The following is a 24,764-nucleotide window of genomic DNA, read 5'->3' on the forward strand; positions in this document are numbered from 1 at the left end:
TTTGAAGGATGTACAAAAAGTCCTGCGCATTAGCGCAGGACTTTTTTTGTGGAACCACGATATATGATCTCGCTGTCGACGTAACTGGTTCGATAAGGGATAGCGGGATTTTTGATGCGTGACAGAAGCAGCTCGGCTGCCAAAATTCCCATGGATTGGTTGTGAATGTGGACGGTGGTCAGCCCCGGATCAAGGAGCGATGCTTCCGGAGCATCATCGAATCCGCACAACATGGTATCGTCCGGAACCTTTTTACCAAGAAAACGCAAGGCTTTGTAGCAGGAAAGCGAAAGGAAATCGTTCGCACAGAAAAAAGCATCCGGCAGAACCGGAAGATTGGCAATCTGCTCGCAAAGCCAGTTCGGATCACTGTAGGGACTGGTGTCATCGGCAAGAATGCAAAGCGATAAATCGATCGGGATTCCTGCGTCGGTCAATGCCAGCTGATATGCCTGCCAACGTTCGTAAAAGGATTGGCAGTGATATCGGTCTCCAACAAAAGAAATATGTCGGCATCCGGACTGAATCAGTGAGGAAATCAGACGATGGGTGCTGACAAAGTTTTCCATATACAGTTTGTCAGAGTCCGGCAAAATCGCTTTTGAAATCGCAGGTGTGTCCACAAACAACATTGGAATTTCACTGCGACACAGGAACTGACAATAGTCAACAGAAAACATTTCCAGGCAAAGAATGCCGGCTACATGGCTTTTGTTAAAGTTGGCCGGGAAGCTGAGCTGCCGGATCTCCTGATCTCGAATGATATTAATCGAGAATTTGTATCCCATTTGATTGATTTTATGCTGAAATGCTTCAAGCAATTTTGAGCCGGAATGTGAACTGCCCGGGAAGGATTGCGTGAAAAGCGCAATTTCGAAATTGGATTGCGAAGAATTGTCAATCGTCGGTTCAATAAACTGTTTGTATCCCATTTCCTGCGCCTTCTCATAAATCAGCGCACGTGTTTCGGCTGAAACATTCTGCGAATTATTGAGTGCGCGGGAGACTGTGTTCCGGGACAACCCCAGCTCTTTTGCGATTTGTTGAAGGGTGACACGATGGCTCATGGACCTGTTCTCCGTTTCTTAAATTCTTTTTATGCTCTTTAGGATACCTTATTTATCTGAATGTGTCAATTGCACCATTTTTGGAGTGAATTCCACATGAAATCCCCCTTTTTTTTCAGTATATGCACAAAAATGCACAGTGTTTACTACTATATTTTCACAAAAATGGTGCAAATGTAGCAAAAATATTGACGCAAAAATGGTGCGGTAGTAAACTAATATTTATCAAGAAGTTAGCGCAAAAACGCGGAAAAACAAGGAGGAAGTATGCGAAAAGGACGAAAAATACTGGGGATAGCATTAGTTGGGGCTATGCTTGTCTCAGCGTTTGGATGCGGGAAGAATGGTGCAAATGCACCAGTGAAGGAGGAGGCACAGGATCATACATTGTATCCGATGGCGGCTGAGTCATTTGTCGGCGATACCATGCCATATTTTGATGGTGGAACCTATCACATCTTTTATCTGGCAGATATGAGAGATGGCAAAGTGGGTTATCATCCGTGGGCACTGATGGATACGGAGGACTTCACTTCATATGAGTTTTTCGGAGAAGTCATTCCCTACGGCGAATCTGCGGATACGCAGGACAATGCACTGGGAACCGGTAGTGTGATCAAAGACAAGAGTAATGTATATCATGCATTTTATACCGGTCATAATGACATTCGTTCTCCGAAGGAAGCCATTATGCACGCAACCAGTACAGATTTGAAACACTGGGAGAAACAGCCGGATGATACCTTTATCTCGGACGGGACATATTCCACCGATGACTTCAGAGATCCGTATGTTTTGTATATGGAGGATGAGGATGAATACTGGATGCTCATTACCACCAGAAAAGACAATATGGGAGTTATTGCAAAATATGTATCGAAGGACCTGAAGACATGGACTGACGGTGGTGTTTTCTTCAAAAATGATATGGGATCGGATTCCAATCTGGAATGTCCGACGCTTCTGAAGTATCAGGGAGAGTGGTATTTGACATTTTCAGATCAGTGGCCGAATCGAGTGGTTCATTATCGAAAAACAGATGACCTGACAAAAGGGTTCGAAAAACCGGAAAAAGATAGCTTTGACGGAAATGGCTTTTATGCCGGCCGCCTGGAAACAGATGGAAACAGATTGTTTTTGGTAGGTTGGAACGGTACGAAGGTGGATCACCTGGATGGAGGTGATTACGAATGGGGTGGCAATATGGTGGCGCATGAGCTGGTACAGGAGGCAGATAAAAGCCTTCATGTTGTGCTCAATTCATCCATCGCCAAAGAGCTGAATCACCCGTTGGATAACAATCCACAGCAATACACGGAATCGATAGAGCGGAAGGACAGCTCCTATCGCTTCTCGGGAAAAGAATACGAGATGGTGCGCATGCAGTTGCTCGAAGGAAGTTATTTGATTGAAGCGGATATTGCTGATTACAACAAAGACGGATTGTTTGGATTCGCATTTAATCCGGATGAGGAGCAGGTCGGCAATTTGAATTTGGTTTTTGATGTGAAACATGGAGAAATCAAATTTTATAATACCAACCAATTATATGCGCAGGATCCGCAGACAACGGTAGATTTTGACTTTGGGGATTGTGAAGCCATTCATGTTTCGCTGGTGATTTCTGATGGGGTCGCAGTGATGTATGTCAATGATACAGTCGCGCTGACAGCGCGTATGTATATGTCACAGGGAACAGACTGGGGATTTTTCAGCATTGAGTCTCCGGTATCGTTCCAAAATGTTTCACTTAGTAAATAGGAGGGGGAAATGCGTAAGTTTAAGAAATTGTCTGTGAAGGCAAAATCAATCGCTGCCGGTTCTGTGGCGATTGTCACAGCATCTGCAGTTGCGGTTGTACTGCTGGGGCATCCGAGCGTACAGGAACTGGTTACGGCAGATAAGACTTTTGCAGCCACATGGCCGACTTCGTTTGCGGGCGATGATTACGAAGAACCGGATTTCAAAGATGTGCCCGGAAGAACCAATAACGCGTTTAATGTAGCGGACTTTGGGGAGCAGGGCAGCAATGGCTGGTTTTATCGGTACGGAGATGCGGATCATCCGCAGCGCTCGCACCGGATGGAATCCTTTGACGGAGAAAAATATTTCGTAATCGGCGCAACCGGTTTGGAGATGAAAAAGGATTTTTGCCATACGGCAGACCAGACAGCGCCAATTTTAGAGTGGCGAGCTGCAGAAGACGGTGTTGTCAATGTCAATCTCACATATGTGAAGAATGTCAACGGGGACAAGAATCCATCATTCCCGGACGGTGTCAAGATTGCGGTCTACAAAGGCGAGGAGATGCTCTTTGTAAAGCAGGTTGAAGTAAGCACCGAGAAGGATAATCTTTTGGAAACATCCCTGAAGGATTTGGATGTGAAAACACATGAAAGTCTGTACTTTGTAGTGGATCCGATGAGCAATAATGCATACGATGGAGGTTCGTTGTATGTGTCGATTCACGACAAGGATCATGTGGGAACGGATATCGAGCAGGTAGAGAGCCGTAGTAATAATAATGCTTCAATCATTGATGACTTTGGGGAGCAGGGGAAAAACGGCTGGTGTTATCTCTATGGAGAAGATGTGGAACATGCCAAATTCGTATCGGATTTTGCAAATGACACATACATGAATGAGACATCGCCGAATCTGACCTTCAGTCAGTTCTTTGTGCATCCGTCGCTGAACCATAATGCAATCTATAGCTGGACACCGGCGGTAGCAGGCACCATTGATTTGGATATGAAATATACCAAATTTGAGCAGCATGACGGAAATCCAAAGTATCCGGACGGCGTGACGGTGGAAGTATATCGCAATGATGAAAAATTATATTCGAAACAGGTCAATCCGTTGGACAGCGGAAATGTTGATGTATATTATTCCGAAAAAGGAATCTCGGTACAACCGACAGACCGATTGTATTTTGTAGTTTGTGCAAATGAAAATGCTTCCTATGATGGCGGAAACTTTGATATCCGAATTGCAGATCGAAACGGTTCTACGGATGAATCGGATGTCTATGTGGACGAGACAAGTGAAACAAGACAGAATTTTGCCGATACAAAATACGATTTCGGAGAGCAGGGAAATAACGGATGGATTTATCAGGAAGGAAAGGGTGATGATCCGTTCGGCTGCTATAATATGACAGGGTATGATGCAGCAGAAGATCGCTATATGGACGATAGCTTTCTGGAAATTAAAAGAGATTTTGTAAATACCGGAAAAGGCAAATCTGCAGTCATTAAATGGAAGGTGGCGCAGGACGGAGCTGTACGAATCAAAGCGGCTTATACAAAACTGCTGAACGAGGATTCCAATCCATCTTATCCGGATGGCACAAGGGTTTCGATTTATTATAACAATCAGCTACTCAATCAGGAGGAATTTGCACCGAATCGGGAAGAGGAAATTACGAAGCGTCTCGATGTGGATTCTGTAGATGTAAAAGCCGGCGGATACATTACCATGGTTGTAAACGGCAAAGAGAACAATGCATATGACGGCGGCAAATATGAGTTTGCGATTGAATCCATCAGCCCGCTGGTTGGGGAAACTGAAAATGATGTGAAATCAACAGCCAAAAACAACAATGCTTCCGTGATGGATCATTTCGGAAAACAGGGCACAAACGGATTTTATTATCAATATGGATATTATCAGGATCCTTTCTATGCGGTAAATGTGGAACGCTGTGAGAATGGCGAGAAATATTTCACCAATGACGGAATTGAGATTAAAAAAGATTTTATCATGCCGGGTAACAAAGGCCGCGCTGCCATTGTGAAATGGGTTGCACCTCAAAAGGGTGAAGTCAATGTGGGGCTGGTCTACAACAAGCTGATAAATGAAGATGCAAATCCGTCCTGGCCGGATGGCGTGCAGGTAACCTTGTTCAAAAACAGCAAGGTATTGCGCACAGAATATTTTGCTCCTGACACCGAAAAAGAAGTTTCCAAAGACTTGTCGGTGAAAAAGGTAAAGGTGAAACCGGGAGATTGTATCACCTTTATGGTGGACGGACTCGAAAATACTGCCTATGATGGCGGAACCTATCGTTTTACCATTGAGGATGCAAAGGTTATTACAACAGATGAAAAAAACGACAGTGAAGAAAATATAGCCAGTTTGAAAGAAGACTTTGGAGATCAGGGTTCAAACGGTTGGTACTATCTCGAGGGCGCAAGTCTTGCGGAAGCGGAAGTATTAACCGTGAAGACGGAGGATGGCTTTGGCTACAAGTCCAGAAAGCAGGACGGACTTGAACTGAAAAGTGACTTCGTACAACCGCGTTTGGGAAGTGATGCGATTTATCAGTGGGTTGTGGCAAAAGACGGATATATCGATGTCTATGGCGATTATACGAAATTCGGACATAATGATCCGAATGTGTCATGGCCGGATGGAACCAATGTTTCGATCTACCTGAATCAAAAAAGACTTTCTTATAAGAAAGTGGGATGTAAAGTCGGTGAAGGAAATGATACGGTTTATACCATTAATTTCTCAAAATTAAAAGTCAAAGCCGGAGACAAAATCTCCTTTATGATTGGCGCAAACGAAAATGTAGCATGGGATGGCGGTCGTCTTGCAATTCAGATTCGACCATACAAAAAAGACCGCAACAACGAAACCGTGCTAAAGGATGATTTCGGAGCACAGGGCGAAAACGGTTGGAATTACGGAATGTGCGACTGGGATGGCGCAAACTTCGAATTGCTGGAGTATGACGAAGCGCAAGGCAGATATTACAACAATGGCAAACCGGAATTAAAGGCAGATTATGTGGAACCGGGCAACGGAAGAAATGCTGCTTATCGCTGGACAGTCGGCAAGAACGGTGTGATTCGTGTGAAAGGCAAATATACCAAGTATGCGAATGCACAAGATCCGGAAGCGAACGGAACCTGTATGCGAATCTTCATCAACGGTGTTGAGAAGAAGTGGATGGGAACACAGGGCAATTTCGCTACCGAGAAATCTGTAGAATTTGATGAGTATTATGAGGTTCATAAGGGTGATGTTGTCATGTTTGCAATTGATTGTGATGGCAATGATTCCTTAGACGGCGGCTGCTTATCTGTAAGAATCTCGGAAGGAACAGCATTGCCTGAGCCGGAACCGGAACCTGAACCGGAGCCTGAGCCGGATCCGGTGCCAAGTGAGGATCCGGAAAATCCGCGTGAGAATCGGACGACTTTGAGAGATGACTTTGGTGCACAGGGATTAAATGGTTGGAGCTATGGAACCTGTGAGTGGAATGGTGCAAACTTCGAACTGCTTACCTATGATGAAACAAATCAGCAGTATGCGGGGGATGGATATCCATGTCTCAAGAAGGATTATGTTGAACCGAAAGACGGAAAAGCAGGAGCATACCGTTGGAAGGTTGCAAAGGACGGAACCGTTCGGGTACAAGGTCAGTTTGTACAAAAAGCAAACTCTGCTGACCCGAATGCAAACGGAACCTGTATGCGTATCTTTATCAATGGTGTAGAGAAAAAGTGGATGGGAGCGGAAGGCAATTATTCCGATACCAGAACCTGTGCCTTTGATGAAGTATATGAGGTGCATGAGGGCGATATCATTATGTTTGGAATTGATGCCTGTGGAAATGATTCCTATGATGGCGGAAGTATTGAAATTATGATTACGCCGGTTTTATAAATCAAATCATTTATCTCAGTCGGGATTGCAATCTCCGACTGAGATAAACGCTCCGCGAGGATGCGCAGAGATTTGCATATGAAATATGTCAGCTACGCTGACGCAAATCTCGCGCCAAGTCTCGCGAGCGAGACTTGAATAAAGCAAAAAAAGACCTATCGAGCAGATTTTTCTGTCGATAGGTCTTTTCTATTTTTGTTTCGTGGATTCACGGAAGATGACATCGGTTTTGATATAGGTTGTACGGAACGGAGTTGCCGGATGGTCAATGCGCGAAATCAAAGTATCGGCCGCGATATAACCCATGGAGGAACTCGGAATCTGTACAGTGGTCAGAGGAGGTTCCACAACGGTTGCCTCTGTGGAATTATCAAATCCGCATACCATGACATCGTCAGGAATCTTATAGTTTAATTGGCGTAGCGCTTTCATAATTGCAATCGCAAGCGAATCATTTGCACAGAAGAAGGCTTCCGGCATATGCGGTAAGGCCTTTAACTTTTCAGTAAGCCAATCCAAATCAAAATAAAGCTCTGAATCCGCATCAAGAATGCAGCAATCCATTTCAAGCTGCAGATTGTAGTCCGTATGGATTTGGCAGTATGCGCTCCATCTTTCGTAGAAAGAATGACAATGCATACGATCGCCGACAAAAGAAATATGTTTACATCCATTTTGCACCAGCGATTTGAGCATGCGATAGCTACTGGTGCGATTTTCCATATAAATACAATCCGCGAGAAGATTTAAGTCCATATGATTGACAACCGTATCTACAAAGAGTAACGGAATCTTCTGCGAACTCAAAAACTGACTGTAGGATTCTGAAAAAACTTCCAGGCACATAATGCCATCGGAACGCTCCGGATTGAAGTTGATTGGAAGGCACAGATTTTGAATTTCATAATCGCGTATCATATATACAGTCAGAATATAGCCGTATTCTCCGATGCGCTGCTGGAATGAATCCAAAAGTTTTGAACCGAAATGTGATTGTCCCAAAAGTGTATGTGTAAATAATGATATTTCTTTGTGGCGAGGCAAAATCGGTGATGATTTTGTCTCCGGAACAATCGCAGCAGGCATTGCAAATTGCTTATAGCCCAGTTGTGCTGCAGTTTGGAATATTTTTTGCTTAGTATCTTCGGCGATAGAACCGGTTCCGTTAATCGCCTTCGAAACTGTATTTCTGGATAAACCGAGTTCGTCGGCAATATCCTGTACAGTGACTCTTTTCTTACTCATATGTTTGCGTCTCCTTATGACAATATCATAACGGATTTTACAAAAAGTGTCAAATGTAAACTTTTAGTGAGTGAATTGCACAAAAACGGCTTAATCATATTGTGCATTACGCGTAAAATTGAATAAGAGAATTGACAAATGCACATAATAATGTTACATTTTGTTTACAAAGAAAGCGGAGGAATAGCCATGAATGGTGCAAATGTAAACAAAGGGCGTAGAAGAATGGGCAAATGGAAATATGTAAAAAAGAATTGGCAACTTTATGTCATCTTCTTGCTGCCTGCCGTATTGCTGACATTTATTTTTAAATATATCCCAATGGGTGGTGTGCTGATTGCTTTTAAAGACTATAACACCTTCCAGGGAATCATGGGAAGTCAATGGGTTGGTTTGAAATATTTTCAGCGATTCATTTCATCGCCTGATTTTGTCAAATATCTGTTGAATACCTTAAAGCTGAGTGCCTATGGTCTGGCGTGGGGATTCCCGGTTCCGATTATTCTGGCATTGATTTTAAATCGAATTCGCAGAGAAGGCATCAAGCGTAAGATTCAGCTGCTGATATATCTTCCGAATTTTATTTCGGTCATCGTACTTTGCGGTATGGTTAAAATTTTCCTTTCTCCTGTCGGCCCGCTAAACGGTCTGATGGGGACGACTACAGACTTTATGTCAAATCCGGATGCGTTCCGATCCATTTACATTGCAAGCGGAATCTGGCAAGGTGCAGGATGGGGATCTGTACTGTACACAGCATCCTTGGCAAACTCAAGCCAGGAGCTTACGGAAGCTGCAATCATGGACGGCGCAAATGTATTTCAACAAATCTGGCATGTGGATTTGCCGGCAATTCGAAACATCATCGTGATTCAGTTTATTCTGCAGGCCGGAAACATCATGAGCATCGGATTCGAAAAGGCTTATGCATTACAAACAGATATGAATATTCCATCATCTGAAATTATCGCAACCTATGTATATAAGATTGGTTTGCTCAATGGCGATTACGGATTCTCGACTGCAGTCGGATTATTCAATTCCGTAATCAATGTCATCCTGCTTTTGGCAGTCAATAAAGTCGTAAGTAAGTTGAATGATGGACAGGGGATTTAAAAAATGAAGTTCAATAAAATAAGAAAAAAATCAATTGCAGATCGAATTTTTTACATAGGTGGATTTGCGATGCTCGGACTGTTCGTGCTTGCGATTATCGTCCCGATTATCTATGTGCTGATTGCATCCTTTATGGATCCGACCATTCTTCGGAACCAGGGAATCAGTTTCAAAGTGTCGGACTGGACGCTCTCTGCATACAAGCGCGTGTTCGAAAATAAAATGATCTGGGTGGGATTTAAGAATTCAGTCATCTATTCGGTTTCATTTACATTTATCTCGGTACTGGTTACGATTCTTGCGGCATATCCGATGTCAAAAAGAGATTTGGTGGGAAAGAAAATCTTTAACACTTTTTTCGTAATCACAATGTTTTTTGGCGGTGGTTTGGTACCGACCTATTTGTTGATCAGCAACTTGAATATGATTGATACAATCTGGGCAATCATCATCCCGAATGCCTTTAATGTATGGAATATGATTCTGGCCCGTACTTATTATCAGTCGATTCCGGAGGAATTAAGAGAAGCATCTGCGGTAGACGGAGCTTCGGAGCTGGTTCACTTTGTGAAAATTCTTCTTCCGGTTTGTAAGCCGATTATCTGTGTTCTGGCGTTGTATCAGTTTGTTGGAATGTGGAATTCCTACTTTGATCAGATGATCTATTTAAATAATGCCGACATGCAGCCATTGCAGTTGGTATTGCGATCCATCCTGATTCAAAACACACCGGAGCCGGGCATGATTGCAGATATTGCAAGTATGGCAGAGATGTCAAAGCTTGCCGAGTTACTGAAATATTCGACCATTGTTGTGTCGAGTATACCGCTGTTGATTATGTATCCTTTCTTCCACAAGTACTTCGAAAAAGGAGTTATGATGGGGTCTGTGAAGGGATAGATATATAAAAAATTTTTTAAGAAAGGTGAAAGGTATGAAGAAGAAAAACATCAAAAGACTAGTTTCTATGGTACTCGCTGCATCCATGGTTGCAGGATTGAGTGGCTGTGGGGGATCAAATGCGGGAACAGCAAAATCAGAAATCTCTGATTATTCATTTCCGTTAAAGGAGACAGCAACGCTGTCATTTATCACAAGTGCCGAATCGGGAAGCACACAAGAACCGAATGAGCGACTGATTTTCCAGAGATTACAGGATGAGACAAACGTGAAAATCGAATGGACATGTTATGTCAAAGATCAGTTCGCAGACAAGAAAAACTTAGCACTTTCCAATGCAAAGAGTCTTCCGGACGGATTGTTTGACGCAGATATGTCAGACTATGATTTGCTCCGCTATGCAAAGCAGGGAGTTATCATTCCGGTTGAGGATTTGATTGAGGATTATATGCCAAATCTCAAGTCCGTTTTGGATAACAATCCACAGTACCGCGAGATGATTACAGCACCGGACGGTCACATCTATTCATTCCCATGGATTGAACAGCTGGGCTCCGGAAAGGAAGCAATCCAGACCATCGGTGGTATGCCATTTATCAACAAGACATGGCTGGATAAGTTAAATCTCAAAGTTCCTACTACAACAGAGGAATTGGAGAAGGCATTGCTTGCATTCAAAGAAAATGATATGGCAGGAAACGGACAGACCATTCCAATGTCATTCATCATGAACGGCGGAAACGAAGATATGGGCTTCATCCTTGGCGCATTTGGCGAAGGATACGGCGATGTTCCTGATCATATTGCAGTATCAAACGACAAGAAAGTTGTATATACAGCAACTCAGGACGGATATAAAGAAGGCTTAAAATGGATGCACCAGCTGGCAGAAGAAGGCCTGATTGATCCGGAAGCATATACTCAGGATTGGGCTACTTATGTAGAAAAAGGAAAAGCAGGACGCTATGGTCTGTGCTTTACCTGGGACGCAGCAAATATTGTTCCATCTCTGGATGACTATGTTCCGCTTCCTGCATTGGCAGGTCCGGACGGACAGAAGAATGCACCACGCGCAAGCCGCAGTGATACAAGTGGATTACAGAGAGGTCGTTGCGTATTGACCAGCAAATGCAGAGATACTCATTTGGCTGCAATGTGGCTTGACTTAATGTATGAGCCTCAGCAGTCTGCTCAGAACAACTGGGGAACCTACGGTGCAACAGACACAGCAAACATCTTTGAAAAGACTGAAGACGGAATGCTCAAGCATGCTGACTTAAACGGTGCTTCACCAAACGAAGTGCGTAATGCACAGATGGTTGGCGGACCGCTTGCAATTTTAGATGTGTACTACGGAAAGTATTTCACCTGCCCACCGGATGCACAGTATCGTCTGGATTGGATTAAGGATGTATACGAAAAAGATATGCACAATGATTATGTTTATCCAAACATTTTCATGAGCCAGGAGGATCTTGACGAAGTCAGCCGTTACACAACTGATTTGGATAGCTATGTAAACAGAATGAAGTCTGAATTCGTTATGAACGGAAATGTAGACGATGGCTGGGATGAATATCTTGAGGCTCTGAAGGGCTACGGATTGGATAGTTATCTTGAGATTATGCAGAAGAACCTCGACAGCTATTACACAAAATTAGAAAAATAAAAAACGATAAAGGAAAGTAGTATTGATGAATACCGAAATGACAAAGCGATTATTAGATGCAAGGGAATACGAGGCTAAGCACAGCGGGGAGATCCCGCTTGCGAAAAAGCCTGTATATCATATGGTGCCGCCAATCGGCTGGATGAATGACCCCAACGGATTCTCTATGTATCAGGGAATGTGCCATTTGTTCTTTCAGTATCATCCATATAATACTTTCTGGGGACCGATGCATTGGGGACATTATACCACGAAGGATTTTGTTTCATGGGAAATGCTCCCATGCGCCCTGGCCCCTGACATGGATTATGACAAAGACGGATGCTTTTCAGGATCTGCCGTCGAATCCGAACAGGAACATATCCTGATGTATACGGGAGTAAAGGAATTTGAAGATGAAAATGGCAATCACTGCGTGCGCCAGCGTCAGTGCATTGCCGTAGGCGATGGAACAGAATATCACAAATCAGAAAAAAATCCTGTGATTTCAGCGGACAAACTGCCAAAAGGAAGTGATGTGTCCGACTTCCGGGATCCGAGAATCTGGAAAGATGAAGATGGATACTGGGCAGTTGTGGGAAGCAGAAACGAAAAAGGATTTGGCCAGATTGCGTTGTTCCATGCGACGGATATCACTAGTTGGGAATATGTGTCTATTCTGGATGAAAATGACGGAAGATACGGTGAGATGTGGGAATGCCCCGATTTCTTTCCTCTGGATGGGCATTATGCATTGATTGTGTCCCCACAATTTATGCAGGGTGATGAAAATGGATTCCCGAGCGGAAATCATACTCTATATTTTGTGGGAGAGTATGATAAGAAAACGCACCGTTTTCATCGCGATAAAGCGCAAATGTTGGATTGGGGCATGGACTTTTATGCGGCCCAAACCGTTTGCGCACCGGATGGACGAAGAATCATGATTGCCTGGTTACAAAACTGGGATACTCGATTGACCCCTGACGAGTATCGCTGGTGTGGAATGATGACATTCCCGAGAACCCTTTCAATCAGTCCTTCCAATCCACAAAAGATTCTGCAATGGCCGGTTCGCGAAATCCAAAACTATTACAACGATAAATTTTCATTAAAATCCTTCCTTTTATCGTGTACCGACGGGGAGAAGGAAGTGCCTTCCGTATCAGGACGTGTTATTGATCTGTCTGTCGATGTCGACCTGAAAGAAAGCACAGAATTCTCCATAGCTGTTGCAGCAAATGAAAGATATCGCACCACAATCTGTTATGACCGGGCGACAAAAAAACTTACCGTCAATCGCTCCCGCAGCGGAATGAAAAAGGACTTTATCGCAGAACGCGGTATGACTGTGGAAGAAGATAACGGGCATTTGAAACTGCGGATTCTCCTGGATCGAAACAGTATCGAGCTATTTGCAAATGACGGAGAATGCGTGATGACAAATGCAATTTATACAGATCCCGATGCACAGCAGATCCTGTGGTATGCAGATCAGGATGTATCTATGGATTTAGAATTGCATCATATAAAGAAGCACTAAAAAGTGCTTCTTTTTTTATATACAGAATACCTATTTCCGAATATAATTTTAAAGGGGGTATTTAGGGATAGCCATTGTTTGATTTCTGCTAGAAAAGCAACCGAGGCAGAGAAAGAGAGGTATTATGAGGACTTATATGAAAATGAGTGAATTAGAAACATCTTGTTCAAAAGATGAATTATCGCAAATTAAGAACGCTATGGAAAAAACAATCACTTATGATGAAGAATGCCCTCCGATGACAGCAGAACAGTTAAATAAAGCTATTCGGATGGATAGTGTTGTTATTAAATTGTTGCCGGAAGATATGAAATAAGTAATGGAAGTTGGTGATGATCGACAGAATATTATGGCGCGTCTTTTAAGTTTGGCGCTTAATGATACTGAATTGATCAAAAAATGTATGCAGTAAAGGAATCAACTCTATGCGTAGAGTTGATTCCTTTTTTTCATTAGGAGGTAGAAGGTATGGCATTTCGTGTTTTGTTAATTGAAAATGAAAGTATAGGGATAACTTCAAAAGTTGAATTGAATAATAAATCAATAGAAACCTGTTTTTTACAGTCATAATATCTGCTATTATTATTGAGGTAGATAGGTGCAGAATATCTGCTTATTCTTCAGAGATGTCTGGAACGATGAGCAATTTGATATTTTAGTACCTGAACAAATTACGTGACTATAAAAAAATTTCGAAATATAAGAGGGCAGGATTAACAAAATGAATCATATAATCGAAAACCAAAACTTAAAATTAACCGTCGCTGACCACGGTGCAGAAATCAAATCTCTAATTCGAAAGAGCGACAATCGGGAACTGATGTGGCAAGCGGATCCCGCATTCTGGGGCAGAACTTCTCCGGTTTTATTTCCGGTGGTTGGCTGCTATTTCGAAAAGCAATCCATCTACAAGGGGAAAACCTACGAGATGGGACAGCATGGATTTGCAAGAGATATGGATTTTTCACTTGTGGCATCTGATGCCGCTTCATTAACCTTTGAATTGGCAGATGATGAAACCATACGCGAAAAATATCCATTCGCATTTCGACTTACCATCCGCTATGAACTGCTGAAAAACGCAGTAAACGTATGTTGGAAAGTCGAAAACACAAACGATGAAACCATGTACTTCTCCATCGGAGCACATCCGGCCTTCAACTGCGATCTGGATAAAGATTATTTGAAATTCGAAAAAAACGGAAAACCGATTTCTGAACTCACTGCAAATATCATTGCAAACGATGGTAGCGGATGTCTTTCCGATGCGCAGGATCATTATCAGTTAGAAAACGGAATCCTGAAAATGTCGGATGAATTATTTGCAAAAGATGCATTGGTTGTAGAAAAACACCAGGCAGACAGCGTTACTATTTTAGATGAAAATCACAATCCTATCATAAAAGTGACTTGTCCGACTCCATTGTTTGGAGTATGGTCGCCAACGGGAAAACACGCGCCATTTGTCTGCATCGAGCCATGGTATGGAAGATGTGACAGAGTCGGCTTTAGTAAGAGATTAGAAGAGCGCGAATACGGAAATGAGCTTGCTACAGGAGCAACATTTGAAGCAGCTTATGAGATTGAAGCTGCAATATAGTTTCGTAATTAAATAAAAAGCCTATTCTCTAAAGGAATCAAAATGTCCTTCGGGAATAGGCTTTTTCGCTTTATAAAAATTTTGAGAAAAAGAAATAAAAATTCGGTTCATATGAGTCTAATAGATGTAAGAACAAAGGGCCCTATAAAGGAGGAATGATGAACGACGAGATATTTTTCGTGCGAATTGAGCAGATGCGGGAAAAGTTATATCGCATCGCCTATCCATATTTCAACAGTGAGAGTATGGCTGTGGATATGGTGGATGAGGCCATTTATCGCGCCTATATCAAAAGAAGACAATTAAAAAATGAAGCGTATATGGAGACCTGGCTCATCAGAATCTTGATGAATCTTTGTATGAGCAAATACAAAAAGTTTAAGCGACAAACCGGAATTGAAGAACTTCCGGAAAGCGCAACCTACGCTGATTATGAGAATCTTCCGCTGAAGGATGCAATTAACAGATTGCCGGAGCAGTATCGTCAATTGATTATTCTGAAATACTTTGGCGGTTACACCGTTGCAGAAATAGGGAAAATGCTTGAGATTCCGCAGGGAACAGTGGCAACACGGATGCGGAAAGCACTTTCATTATTAAGATTGGATTTGTCTTAAAGGAGGCTCTGATGAATAGAATTGATGAAATGAACCAGCTGATAGATGAAATAACAACCGTTCCGCAGACATTAGAAATGAATCGAATCAAAACAAAAACGAAAAGGCGTGCGAGAATCCATTATGCAATGGTTACTCTTCGTGGATTCGCAATCGCGTTGATTGCATTTATGGGAACACTTGTGGTGGGTGTGAACACATCGCCGGCGTTTGCTTCTTATATTATGCAAATTCCGATTCTTCGCGAGTTGGGAAAATCTGTTTTACTCGATAAAGGTGTCGAGGAAGCTGTTGAGAATGGATTCGGAACAGAAGTGGACTGGATATGTAAGGGGGATCGTTATCCTTTGTATGTGGATTATGTGGCAGCAGATGATACTGCATTGGTATTGTTCTTTCACACGGATGATGATGGCGGCAAAACAGAATTTTCTATGAGTGCAGACGTTTTTGATGGGGAAACCGGAGAATCGATTGCGACGACATATTATTTGCCTAGGTACTCATCTGATGGAAAAGATGCTATTCTGCGAATCGATTGGGATCAATATTATGAAAAAGTTCGAATGGAATTACAGGCAGAATATGATGACGGAATAGAAACATACACGTTAGAATTTGACACTCCGGAGAAGAGTGAAGCAAAGATCTATACACCGAACGAAACTTTTTCAGCAGGCCAGGCCGAGTATCGTATTTCCGAAGTGCGCATTTATCCACTTTCAACTGAGATAGATATGGAATATATCAATCCGGAAGAAGTGGAGACCCTATGGATGTCTATGACAATTTATGACGAAGCAGGACATCAATACCAGGAGCGTGAATCGGGGACAATTATATATGGGGGAGATGATAACAAACATACATGGAGCCTTGATAGTGGTTACTATGAACTTGAAGGGCAGATCCATCTAAAAATTGATTCTGTTGAGACCCTTGAAAAAGCACGAGAAATCGTGACGTTAGATTTGAACACAATGATCTTTTCTGATATATATGGTCCGGTTCCGGAACTTTCGAAGGCTGAATCTGAGGGCAAGAATCAGTATCGCTTTAAAATCCTAGATCAAATGGAGCGCTCATTTAATAATACGTTTAATCGTTTCTTGGATAAAGATGGAGAATGGAAACAGTTGGCACAGGGCGGAACGCAGGATAGCACTTGTATCATATTAAAGAATGAGGATGATATTTATATTGATGGAAATAATCAAATTACCCTGGAAAGATCCTTCCCGGATCAGAATATTGATATCAATGTCGATATTTTACTGAATCCCTGAGTATAATAAAATGTATAAAGAGTGCACAACCTATGCGGTTGTGCGCTTTTTTCTTTTGCGGCGTTTGCGTCTTCGGCGTGGTTGGGCACCATGCGCGGTACGATATTCATTGATTGTGTCATGGATTTTCGTATAATCACGCTCGAACAGTTCGTGACTGATCTCCCGATGAAGTAAGTCCGGTTCGAGCGTTTTGATCAGATATTCCTGCACAAACAGTTTGCTTTTGCCGGGATATTTAAACAAATCATGTCTCGCCTGAATGTTCGCCAATTCCGGGCGCCAAAGTAAACGAATCTTTTCTGTCATTTTCAGGTTCGGGTTCTTTTGTGGCTCGCGCAAAATATAAAAGTCGCATCGGCCGTTTTCATCCTGTTCCACAGTCAAAATCCCCCAATGCATAGGTACATGCTGTTCAATATGTGCGCCATGCGTGCTGCCGACCACCACAATATTTTCGTCAAAGCACCGGTCATAATCCTCAACCTGTCCGGCCAGTCTGGTATAGCTGTCCGCGTCGCTTTTGATCTCGATACCGACCAGCCTGTCTTCGAGTACCAAAAATACATCGGCTCTCGAATTCATACCGATGTTCTTTTCTTCAAATATTCTCACTTTACCATACCGCTCCTCCAGATATGTAAAGAGCGGTTCGCGGATATCCTTATCCTTCAACAAATTTCGCGTTTCCATATCCCACAGTATACTAAAAGTCCGGTGTAAAATCCACATGTAAAATAAGTTGACTTTATGGAAAACTAGTGCTAATATACTATTTGTTGTAGGAAAGTTGGGTGCAGTGACGCAATTTGCGTTACTGCTTTTTTTGCAACTTTGCAGGCAGAAACCTGCAAAAATGCGTTTTAATAAGATTAGGAAAAACAAGAAAGAGAAGGAAACGAATTTGAAAATGAAAAAACGAGTTTTGGCGGCGCTGCTGACAGTGACAATGCTGTTTCAGGCAATTCCCGAGTCTCCGATTTATGCGGGGGAAACGGGAAATCAGATTGTTTTGGAAACATCTGATGAATTTACCCTTTCGTATCAATCCCTGTATTATATGGTGGGAGACGAGCAGGTAGAATGCGCAAAGAATGGAGAAAAGTATACCATTGATACGGCGAGACATTCGACACTGAATGTGACCGGAATCGGCGGAGAACTGGATGTGGCAATTGACGATGATGCGCTGGCAACATTGGCAAAGGGCGATTATATCAGTTTTACCTTTCCGGATGTGCTTCAGGTGGAGGAAGACAACGGAACCATCACGAATCCGGATCCGGAGGTGACGATTGCAAAATACAGCATTCACAACAATGAATTGAAACTCATACTGGATGATGCCGTTGATACAGATGGTATTTATGATATTCATGCCAGTGTTGCATTTGAAGCAACGCTGGATCATGACAAGGTCGGAGAACTGGATCAGAATGATTATGAGATTGCTCCGGCGACAAGAAAGAATCCGGCAACTTATCTGACTCTGCCGAAGATTTCGAATGAAGTGACAGGGCTGACCAAACAGGCCGGGGAAGTGTTGGTAGATGATGAGACCGGTCGCACCTATGTCGACTGGACCATTACGGTCGGAAGCGATACAAGCTCTGCGGGGCTTGACTTGGGCGGCCTGGTTGTGCATGACATTCCGGAAACGGAAGGCTTGACAATTGCAGGTGCATATCTGGGCGGACAATATGGCAATGGGACACAGCTGCAGTCAGTGAGCGAGGATGAGAATGAATTTGAGGTAACACTGGCAGATGGCGTGAAGGCACCTGCAACCATTGTGGTTCGAACCTATGTGGAGCAGTCGTTGCTCGAAAAAGCATATCAGAATGCATTTGAGGACAGCGATGCAGAGACAACTGCGTCGAATTCTGTTTCGGTGGAGCAGGGAGAATCTGCTTTGACGATTGCAGCAGGCAGTGAAAATGCCACTGACTCGGTGGTGATTCCGTATACCCATATCGAAAAGTCCGGTGTGCAGGTAAGCGGAAATGCCATGGACTGGACCATTGTGGTAAACAGTGAACAGACAGATTTCTATCAGTGCATTGTTAGCGATATTCTTTCTACCGGATTGACGGTTGATGAGACGCATGGCATTGCCATTACAAGAGAAAACGGACCGGATATCCAATTGAATGCGCAGAATACTGCAGATGCTTCAACGGGTATTTCGTATGCGTTGACGGAAGAAAACGGACAGCAGAAACTGGCAATCGCATTTGGAGATACAGGGCATGCAGGATTTTCCGATACCTATACCATTGTATTCCGTACTAATATTGCAGTCGATTATCAGTCTGATTCGCAGAGTCTGGATTCGTCTGTCAGCAACAGAGCATATGTACAGGCACTTTATCCGACATATACCGGAGGCGGATCCGGCACCGGAAGAGTCTGGGGCGCACCGAGTGTAACGACAGAATTTCGGGCAACTTATATTGAAAAGAACGTGCTTGAGGCAAATACCGAAACCGGATTGATTCAGTGGGAGATTTTGCCGGGAACCAAGATTTCGGATTATACGACAGCTGTCATCACCGATGAAATGGAAGCAGATTATCTGGCATTGGTACAGGATTCCATCGAGGTGACCTACGAGGATGGCACAGCGGTATCCGATGGTGTTTATACATTTACACAGAACGGATCACAGCTGAAATTTGAATTTGATCGCAGCGCAATTGATGCAGATCAAAAGACGCTCGATGATATCAGAATCACTTATCAGACAAAAGCTCTGGAATATTTTCGTTCAAATGATGAGCATGAATATGTGAATCGTGCAACGATTTCGATTGCATATGATGCAAATCATACATATACAGACAGCGACACTGCTTCTGTAAAAATGAAAAACGAGTTACTGAAAAAGACCGTGGAAGTACTTCATGATGATGAAAATCATGTCAGCTATTTCCATTTTGCAATTCCACTTAACAAAAAGAATATGACACTGGAAAATGTGTCATTGATCGATTCGCTTGCAACTGCATTTACGACAGATGCAGGTGAGCCAATCCCGACCGATTATTACACAATCGCTGCAGCCGGAAACGGTAATTGGCAGACGCGTGTAGTAAATGCAGCAGGTACTGTTGATACCACTGCAAATATTACAGTGGATGATGCTGCAAAGACCGTATCGGTTCAGTGGGACGACCCTGTGACGGAGAGCAAGACCGCACATATCTATGTTTCTTTTGATCCGGATCGAATGAAACCGCAGGCAGATTTGTCTCAGGCGGTAATCAGTGCAGACAATACGGTTGTTTTAAGCTCGGACACTCTTGAAAGTGCAGATCATACTTTTTCTGCGCGCGCAGTCAGCAATAACCAGTCCAAGCTGGACAATCATGTGCTCAAAAAGAGCGGAAGCTTTGTGGCTTCCGATGATTCAATTGCATGGACATTGACCGTCAATCGTGCGCATGCAGATATTTCGAATCATCTGGTCATCACCGATGTCCTGAGCAAGGGGCTGGCGTTTGACAAGAGCACCTTTAAGGTGATGAAGCATGAGACGGATGTGACAAGTCAGGCCACAGTTGAGATGGAACCGCAGTTAAACGGTACGACGATTTTGACAATCCACTTGCCGGCAGGTACGACAACAGAAGCCTATGTGATTACTTACAGCTCTGCAATTACCACAGCAGATGCGACTTTGCGAACCACAGGATTGAGCAATGCTGCATTTATGGGAACGGCGCAGGATGAATTCGGGCGTGTGAACTGTAATGTAGCTGCAAGTGCAAAGAGCTCCGGTAGTGCAAAAGCACGCGTAATCTTACATTTATCAAAGGTGGACGCATCAAGTACAGCGACAGACCCAATTCCTGTTGCCCAGGCATTATACGGATTGTATTCGGATGCAGCATGTCAGAATCTGGTTTATTCTGCTTTTACCGAAGCGGATGGAAGCTGTAGTCTGCTTGCACCGTATTCTTCTTCCAATCATGTTTATTATGTTAAGGAAGTGAATTCCACACATGCGATTTCAACTGTGAATACGCAGGAGGGATCCTACACAGCGGATGAAACGGTTTACGGACCTTATGATTTTTCTTCGCCGGGAAACAAGCAGATTGCACCGTTGAAAAACGGAGCGGAAATGACCGGATTGCAGGCCGCACATTTTGTGGACGAGCGTATGCGCGATGTGCTTGGAGAGATTACGATCGAAAAGCATTATGCGGTAGCGGCAGGTAACGAAAGCAATCAAAAAGTCGGTGTATCTGTACAGAATCAGAGCTCGACCTTTACATTATATTTATATCCGGATGGCGTGGAAGGACACGGCCGTGTCAAGATGGATACTTATACATCTTCTGCCAGTGATGAAAACGGTATGGGAAGTTTTACCATTTCCGATTTGCCGTTTGGTTTGTATGGACTGGTTGAGACCACCGCGGCTGACGGTTATCAGCCGAGTGCAGTAGTTCACTATTTTAATGTAGATACAACAGGTTCGACAGCCGTGATTACAAAGGGCAGCAACTGGTCCGTCGATGCGGCTTACGCAGATCGCTTCGTGATTGACAATGTATCTACGGATGTGATTGTGGACGGCAAGAATTCGGACAATGCGGCTCTGACGGATGATACGGAATGGGAATTGACCGGAGATATGCTGATTGACGGTACGGATACCGGAAGTGATGACAAGATTAGGCTGACCGGAACACAGTTGGCCCAGGGACTGGAATTGCTTGGCGTATTGAAGACAGGAAAGACCTACCGGCTGACACCGGTAAAGGTTCAGTCGGGATATGTGACTCCGATTGCAACGGTATTCAGTGTGGATCAAACCGGAAAAATTGTATTGTCGACCAGAGGCAATGCAACTGTGACCGGCAACAAATTGACCATCACACAAAATCCGACCTCATTTGCTTTTGCATTGAAGGACGAATTTGGAGACCCTGTGACAGATGCACAGATTCAGATTCGCGAGAAAGATACACAGAATGTTGTCGCAGAATATCAGACGACAGAAACTGCAAAGACTTATCGTGGTATTTTTGTGGCAGGAAAAGAATATGAAGTGACGGAAGTCAGTCCGGAAACGGTTCACAGCACAGCAGAAAGCCTGTTGACCTTTAAGGTGAACGGACAGGGAAGTGCATTGACCAATGTGACCAATGCGGATGATGCACTAAAAGGCGCTGTGGAGCGACAGACGACATTGGCAATGGTTAACCGTCGTGTGCTTGCACAGTTGCAGATCAAGAAATATGATGCCTATGACGGACAGCTGATTTCATCTGAAGCGGAATTTACAATCCACAGATATACAGGTTCGATTGACAATCCGACAGAGGATGTTGTGGTCGGAACGATTGTGACAGATACAACCGGAATTGCAAAGACTGCAGATACGGAAGCTTTGCGCAAGGGATTGCCGGTCGGAAACTATTATGCGATCGAGACGCAGGCACCGGTCGGATATGAACTGGCAACCGATAAACTTGCATTTACAGTCGCAAACGCAGATGCGGATACGACCATTACCAGACAGATTTCGGATGAACGAAGAACCGGAAATATGCGATTGACGGTGACTTCAGAAGGAACAGCAAGTCTGGATCATGCGCAATTTGGAATCTATACTTATGATGAAAACGGACAGACTTATGATCATGTAAAGGATATCACGGTTTCACAGAATGGAACTTCGAGTGCGGTTGGTACCGCAACAGACCTCACCTGGGGTGTGGAGTATTATGTCAAAGCGCTGGATGTTCCATCCGGTTATCAATATGACGGAAGTTATCACGGACCATATGTCATCAATGCACAATGCACAGATGCAACGGTAGAGGCAGAAATCGCCGAGGCGGTAACTTCAGTGACACTGGTTAAGAAGGGACAGAAATGCGATGGCACAGAGGTTGCCGCATTGTCCGGCGCACAATTTGCTGTGACTGGTATTTTTGCCGGATCAGCAGGTTCAGAGACCAGAAATTTTGAAACCGGCAACGATGGAAGCTTTACGATTTCGAATCTGATTGTGGCAGGCAACCGCTATCTGGTAGAAGAGACCGGTGCACCGCAGGGATACGGAACCATTGCTCCGTTTGCATTTGTCGTAGATGAGTATGGACATGTGACACGCATTACGGCACCGGATGAGAGCGATACCATCAATCCGCTTGAAGTGAGCTGGGTTCAAAGTGGTAACGCAATCACCAGAATCGTAATGACGGACTGGATGACCGGATTTACACTGAAATCCACAGCGGATGACAATACAAAGATGGTTGGCCATGCGGAATTTGTCATCACATCCGAAGACGGTGCAGTTACCTATCAGACGGTAGAAGCCAGACAGGATGGAACGGTATGGGTTGAGGGATTGGTGCCTGGAACCTACAGAATTGAGGAGACATCCGTGATCCCAGGATTTAATCAGACGAAACCGGTAGTCTTTGCCATCAACCGTGACAATACCATGCGTATCATCGAGACAGAAGGCAATGCACAGGAATATTCGTTTGCAGGTGCAGAATACAGCAGAGATAGAGCAGATGCTCCGGTTCTTGTGATGGATCATCAGACCAATCAGCTGACATTTACCACATCACTTCGTTGCTATAACGGCAATGAGGATGAAACTGTCGGCAATCTCAACGGAACCATCGCGCTTCCGGGTGTGCATTATGTCGTATACAGTGATATTACCTGTACCACTCCGGTACCGGATGAGAACGGGGATCCGATTACAATTGAAAGTGAATTGTCAGGCGACCGTGCAATCGTATCCATTGCATCGCTCAACCTTGGAGAAACCTATTATCTGAGAGCCCAGAGCATCGATGATCAGGGATTGATCATCATGGATGAAAAAGTATATTCTGCCACGGTAGACGGAGAACATTTCGCCGGACTGGTAGAAGTGGAATCCGGCGAGACATTGCATGATGTGGTATTTGAAGTAAGACGCGGTACCATTGGATTTAAGACCGTTTCACAGGATGATCATTCAGAAGGAATCGAAGGTGCGGTTTATGGTCTCTATCAGCTTGAGTCCACCATTGAGGATCCGACAGAAGAAAAGACCATCTTTACCTATATCAAAGAAAAGGCAGAAGAACTGGTACACAATATTGTGGTTCTTTTGTTTGGAGATGAGTCGACAGATCCGGACAGCAATGAATATCGTGCGGTCATCGAAGATCAGGGCAAGGATTATATGCTTGTCAAGACTGCGACCACAGATGAAGAAGGCAATATTGTCTTTGACGATGTTGTCGCAGGCAAAGTCTATCTGATCAAAGAGCTGACAGCTCCGGAAGGTTATGCAACTTCTTCCGAAACGGTTGAAGTAGAACTGGATTATGATGAAGAATCAGGTGAGACAAAGACCGTTATGGAGGACTCCGATGTATGGGTATATGATGATGAAACCGGTACCTATATCTGGAAATCACCGGTCATCCGTGTAGCCATTTATCTGACCGATACGTCAGATCATTATCTTGCAGGCGGTGTACTTCAGCTTGTGGATGACGACGGAAATGTCATCAAGACTTCTGAAGGCCAGAACAGCTGGGTAACGGAGGAAAGCGAAAAGCAATTGTTCGAAGGCAATTTGGCAATGGGCAGCAAATATACGGTAAAACAGCTTGCTGCACCGAGCGGATATGAGGTTTCCGAAACCACATTTGTGGTAGATGCCACCGCGCGTGAGACTGATGAAGCATATGTTCAGGATGTTGTTGTCATCGATCGCAAGATTGTCAAGGAAGAAGCCGACAATAAAAAACCGAAGAAAGAGCAGCCAAAGAACGAATCTGAGAACACTCAGACCGGCAATACACAGACAGGGGATCACGCTTCCGAGCGTCCGTTTGTACTTCTGTTTGCCGCAGGTGTATGCTTCGTCCTTTCAGGTATGTTCTATCATCGCAAAAAACATGACAGACGCAGATAGTCGTCTGTGACAGAAGGCGGTGCCGGATAACCGGCGCCGCTTTTTTGCTATAAATCAAAAAGCGCTCCGCGAAGGATGCGCACTCGCGCGAGACTTTTTTTATGTGGATATTTGC

The 24,764-nt window shown here is 43.8% G+C and carries 14 protein-coding genes; 11 read left to right on the forward strand and 3 right to left on the reverse strand.

From position 1 onward, the window contains the following. Positions 1 to 29 precede the first annotated feature (29 nt). On the reverse strand, positions 30 to 1,067 hold the full coding sequence (locus CSX02_RS09100; protein WP_099386448.1) for a LacI family DNA-binding transcriptional regulator: 1,038 nt from the start codon (positions 1,065 to 1,067) through the stop codon (positions 30 to 32). A 267-nt stretch (positions 1,068 to 1,334) separates the two neighbouring features. On the opposite strand from CSX02_RS09100, the gene CSX02_RS09105 reads away from it, so the two are divergent. Together CSX02_RS09105 and CSX02_RS09110 are read left to right on the forward strand one after the other, a co-directional pair. Continuing rightward, positions 1,335 to 2,828, forward strand: coding sequence for a glycoside hydrolase family protein (locus tag CSX02_RS09105; RefSeq protein ID WP_242970455.1), 1,494 nt, complete (start codon positions 1,335 to 1,337; stop codon positions 2,826 to 2,828). A gap of 9 nt (positions 2,829 to 2,837) precedes the next feature. Next, positions 2,838 to 6,746, forward strand: a complete 3,909-nt coding sequence (locus CSX02_RS09110; RefSeq protein WP_099386449.1) for a hypothetical protein — start codon at positions 2,838 to 2,840, stop codon at positions 6,744 to 6,746. 189 nt (positions 6,747 to 6,935) lie between these two features. Here CSX02_RS09110 and CSX02_RS09115 read toward each other — a convergent pair whose 3' ends face one another. Beyond that, positions 6,936 to 7,991, reverse strand: coding sequence for a LacI family DNA-binding transcriptional regulator (locus tag CSX02_RS09115; RefSeq protein ID WP_099386450.1), 1,056 nt, complete (start codon positions 7,989 to 7,991; stop codon positions 6,936 to 6,938). Positions 7,992 to 8,180: 189 nt separating this feature from the next. Between CSX02_RS09115 and CSX02_RS09120 the strand changes: the two genes are divergently transcribed. From CSX02_RS09120 to CSX02_RS09155, 8 genes are all read left to right on the forward strand, one after another. Further along, a complete protein-coding gene (locus tag CSX02_RS09120) occupies positions 8,181 to 9,107 on the forward strand; it encodes an ABC transporter permease (RefSeq protein WP_034219327.1) in 927 nt (308 codons plus the stop codon). A gap of 69 nt (positions 9,108 to 9,176) precedes the next feature. Further along, positions 9,177 to 10,007 carry a carbohydrate ABC transporter permease gene (locus tag CSX02_RS09125; protein WP_456297893.1) on the forward strand — a complete coding sequence of 277 codons (831 nt, stop codon included), beginning with the start codon at positions 9,177 to 9,179 and terminating at the stop codon, positions 10,005 to 10,007. 34 nt (positions 10,008 to 10,041) lie between these two features. Then, on the forward strand, positions 10,042 to 11,676 hold the full coding sequence (locus CSX02_RS09130) for a type 2 periplasmic-binding domain-containing protein (RefSeq protein WP_099386451.1): 1,635 nt from the start codon (positions 10,042 to 10,044) through the stop codon (positions 11,674 to 11,676). A 37-nt stretch (positions 11,677 to 11,713) separates the two neighbouring features. Continuing rightward, entirely contained in the window at positions 11,714 to 13,198 is a 1,485-nt protein-coding gene (locus CSX02_RS09135) for a glycoside hydrolase family 32 protein (RefSeq protein WP_099386525.1), read from the forward strand. 142 nt (positions 13,199 to 13,340) lie between these two features. Then, positions 13,341 to 13,514: a hypothetical protein gene (locus CSX02_RS09140; protein ID WP_189281470.1), complete on the forward strand. Its 174-nt coding sequence runs from the start codon at positions 13,341 to 13,343 to the stop codon at positions 13,512 to 13,514. Between the two features lie 405 nt (positions 13,515 to 13,919). Next, the gene (locus CSX02_RS09145) at positions 13,920 to 14,798 is read left to right on the forward strand and encodes an aldose 1-epimerase family protein (protein ID WP_099386453.1); all 879 of its coding nucleotides are present in this window, start codon (positions 13,920 to 13,922) and stop codon (positions 14,796 to 14,798) included. 158 nt (positions 14,799 to 14,956) lie between these two features. After that, positions 14,957 to 15,415 carry a sigma-70 family RNA polymerase sigma factor gene (locus CSX02_RS09150; protein WP_242970456.1) on the forward strand — a complete coding sequence of 153 codons (459 nt, stop codon included), beginning with the start codon at positions 14,957 to 14,959 and terminating at the stop codon, positions 15,413 to 15,415. A gap of 11 nt (positions 15,416 to 15,426) precedes the next feature. Next, entirely contained in the window at positions 15,427 to 16,701 is a 1,275-nt protein-coding gene (locus tag CSX02_RS09155; RefSeq protein ID WP_099386454.1) for a DUF4179 domain-containing protein, read from the forward strand. Between the two features lie 30 nt (positions 16,702 to 16,731). Here the strand turns inward: CSX02_RS09155 and CSX02_RS09160 are convergent, their stop codons facing one another. Then, the gene (locus tag CSX02_RS09160) at positions 16,732 to 17,379 is read right to left on the reverse strand and encodes a sce7726 family protein (protein WP_099386455.1); all 648 of its coding nucleotides are present in this window, start codon (positions 17,377 to 17,379) and stop codon (positions 16,732 to 16,734) included. A gap of 232 nt (positions 17,380 to 17,611) precedes the next feature. Here CSX02_RS09160 and CSX02_RS09165 point away from each other — a divergent pair, with 232 nt between their 5' ends. Continuing rightward, positions 17,612 to 24,649 carry a SpaA isopeptide-forming pilin-related protein gene (locus tag CSX02_RS09165; RefSeq protein ID WP_189281471.1) on the forward strand — a complete coding sequence of 2,346 codons (7,038 nt, stop codon included), beginning with the start codon at positions 17,612 to 17,614 and terminating at the stop codon, positions 24,647 to 24,649. Positions 24,650 to 24,764: the final 115 nt, after the last annotated feature.

This window comes from Agathobacter ruminis (genome assembly GCF_002735305.1).
Classification (GTDB): domain Bacteria; phylum Bacillota; class Clostridia; order Lachnospirales; family Lachnospiraceae; genus Roseburia; species Roseburia ruminis.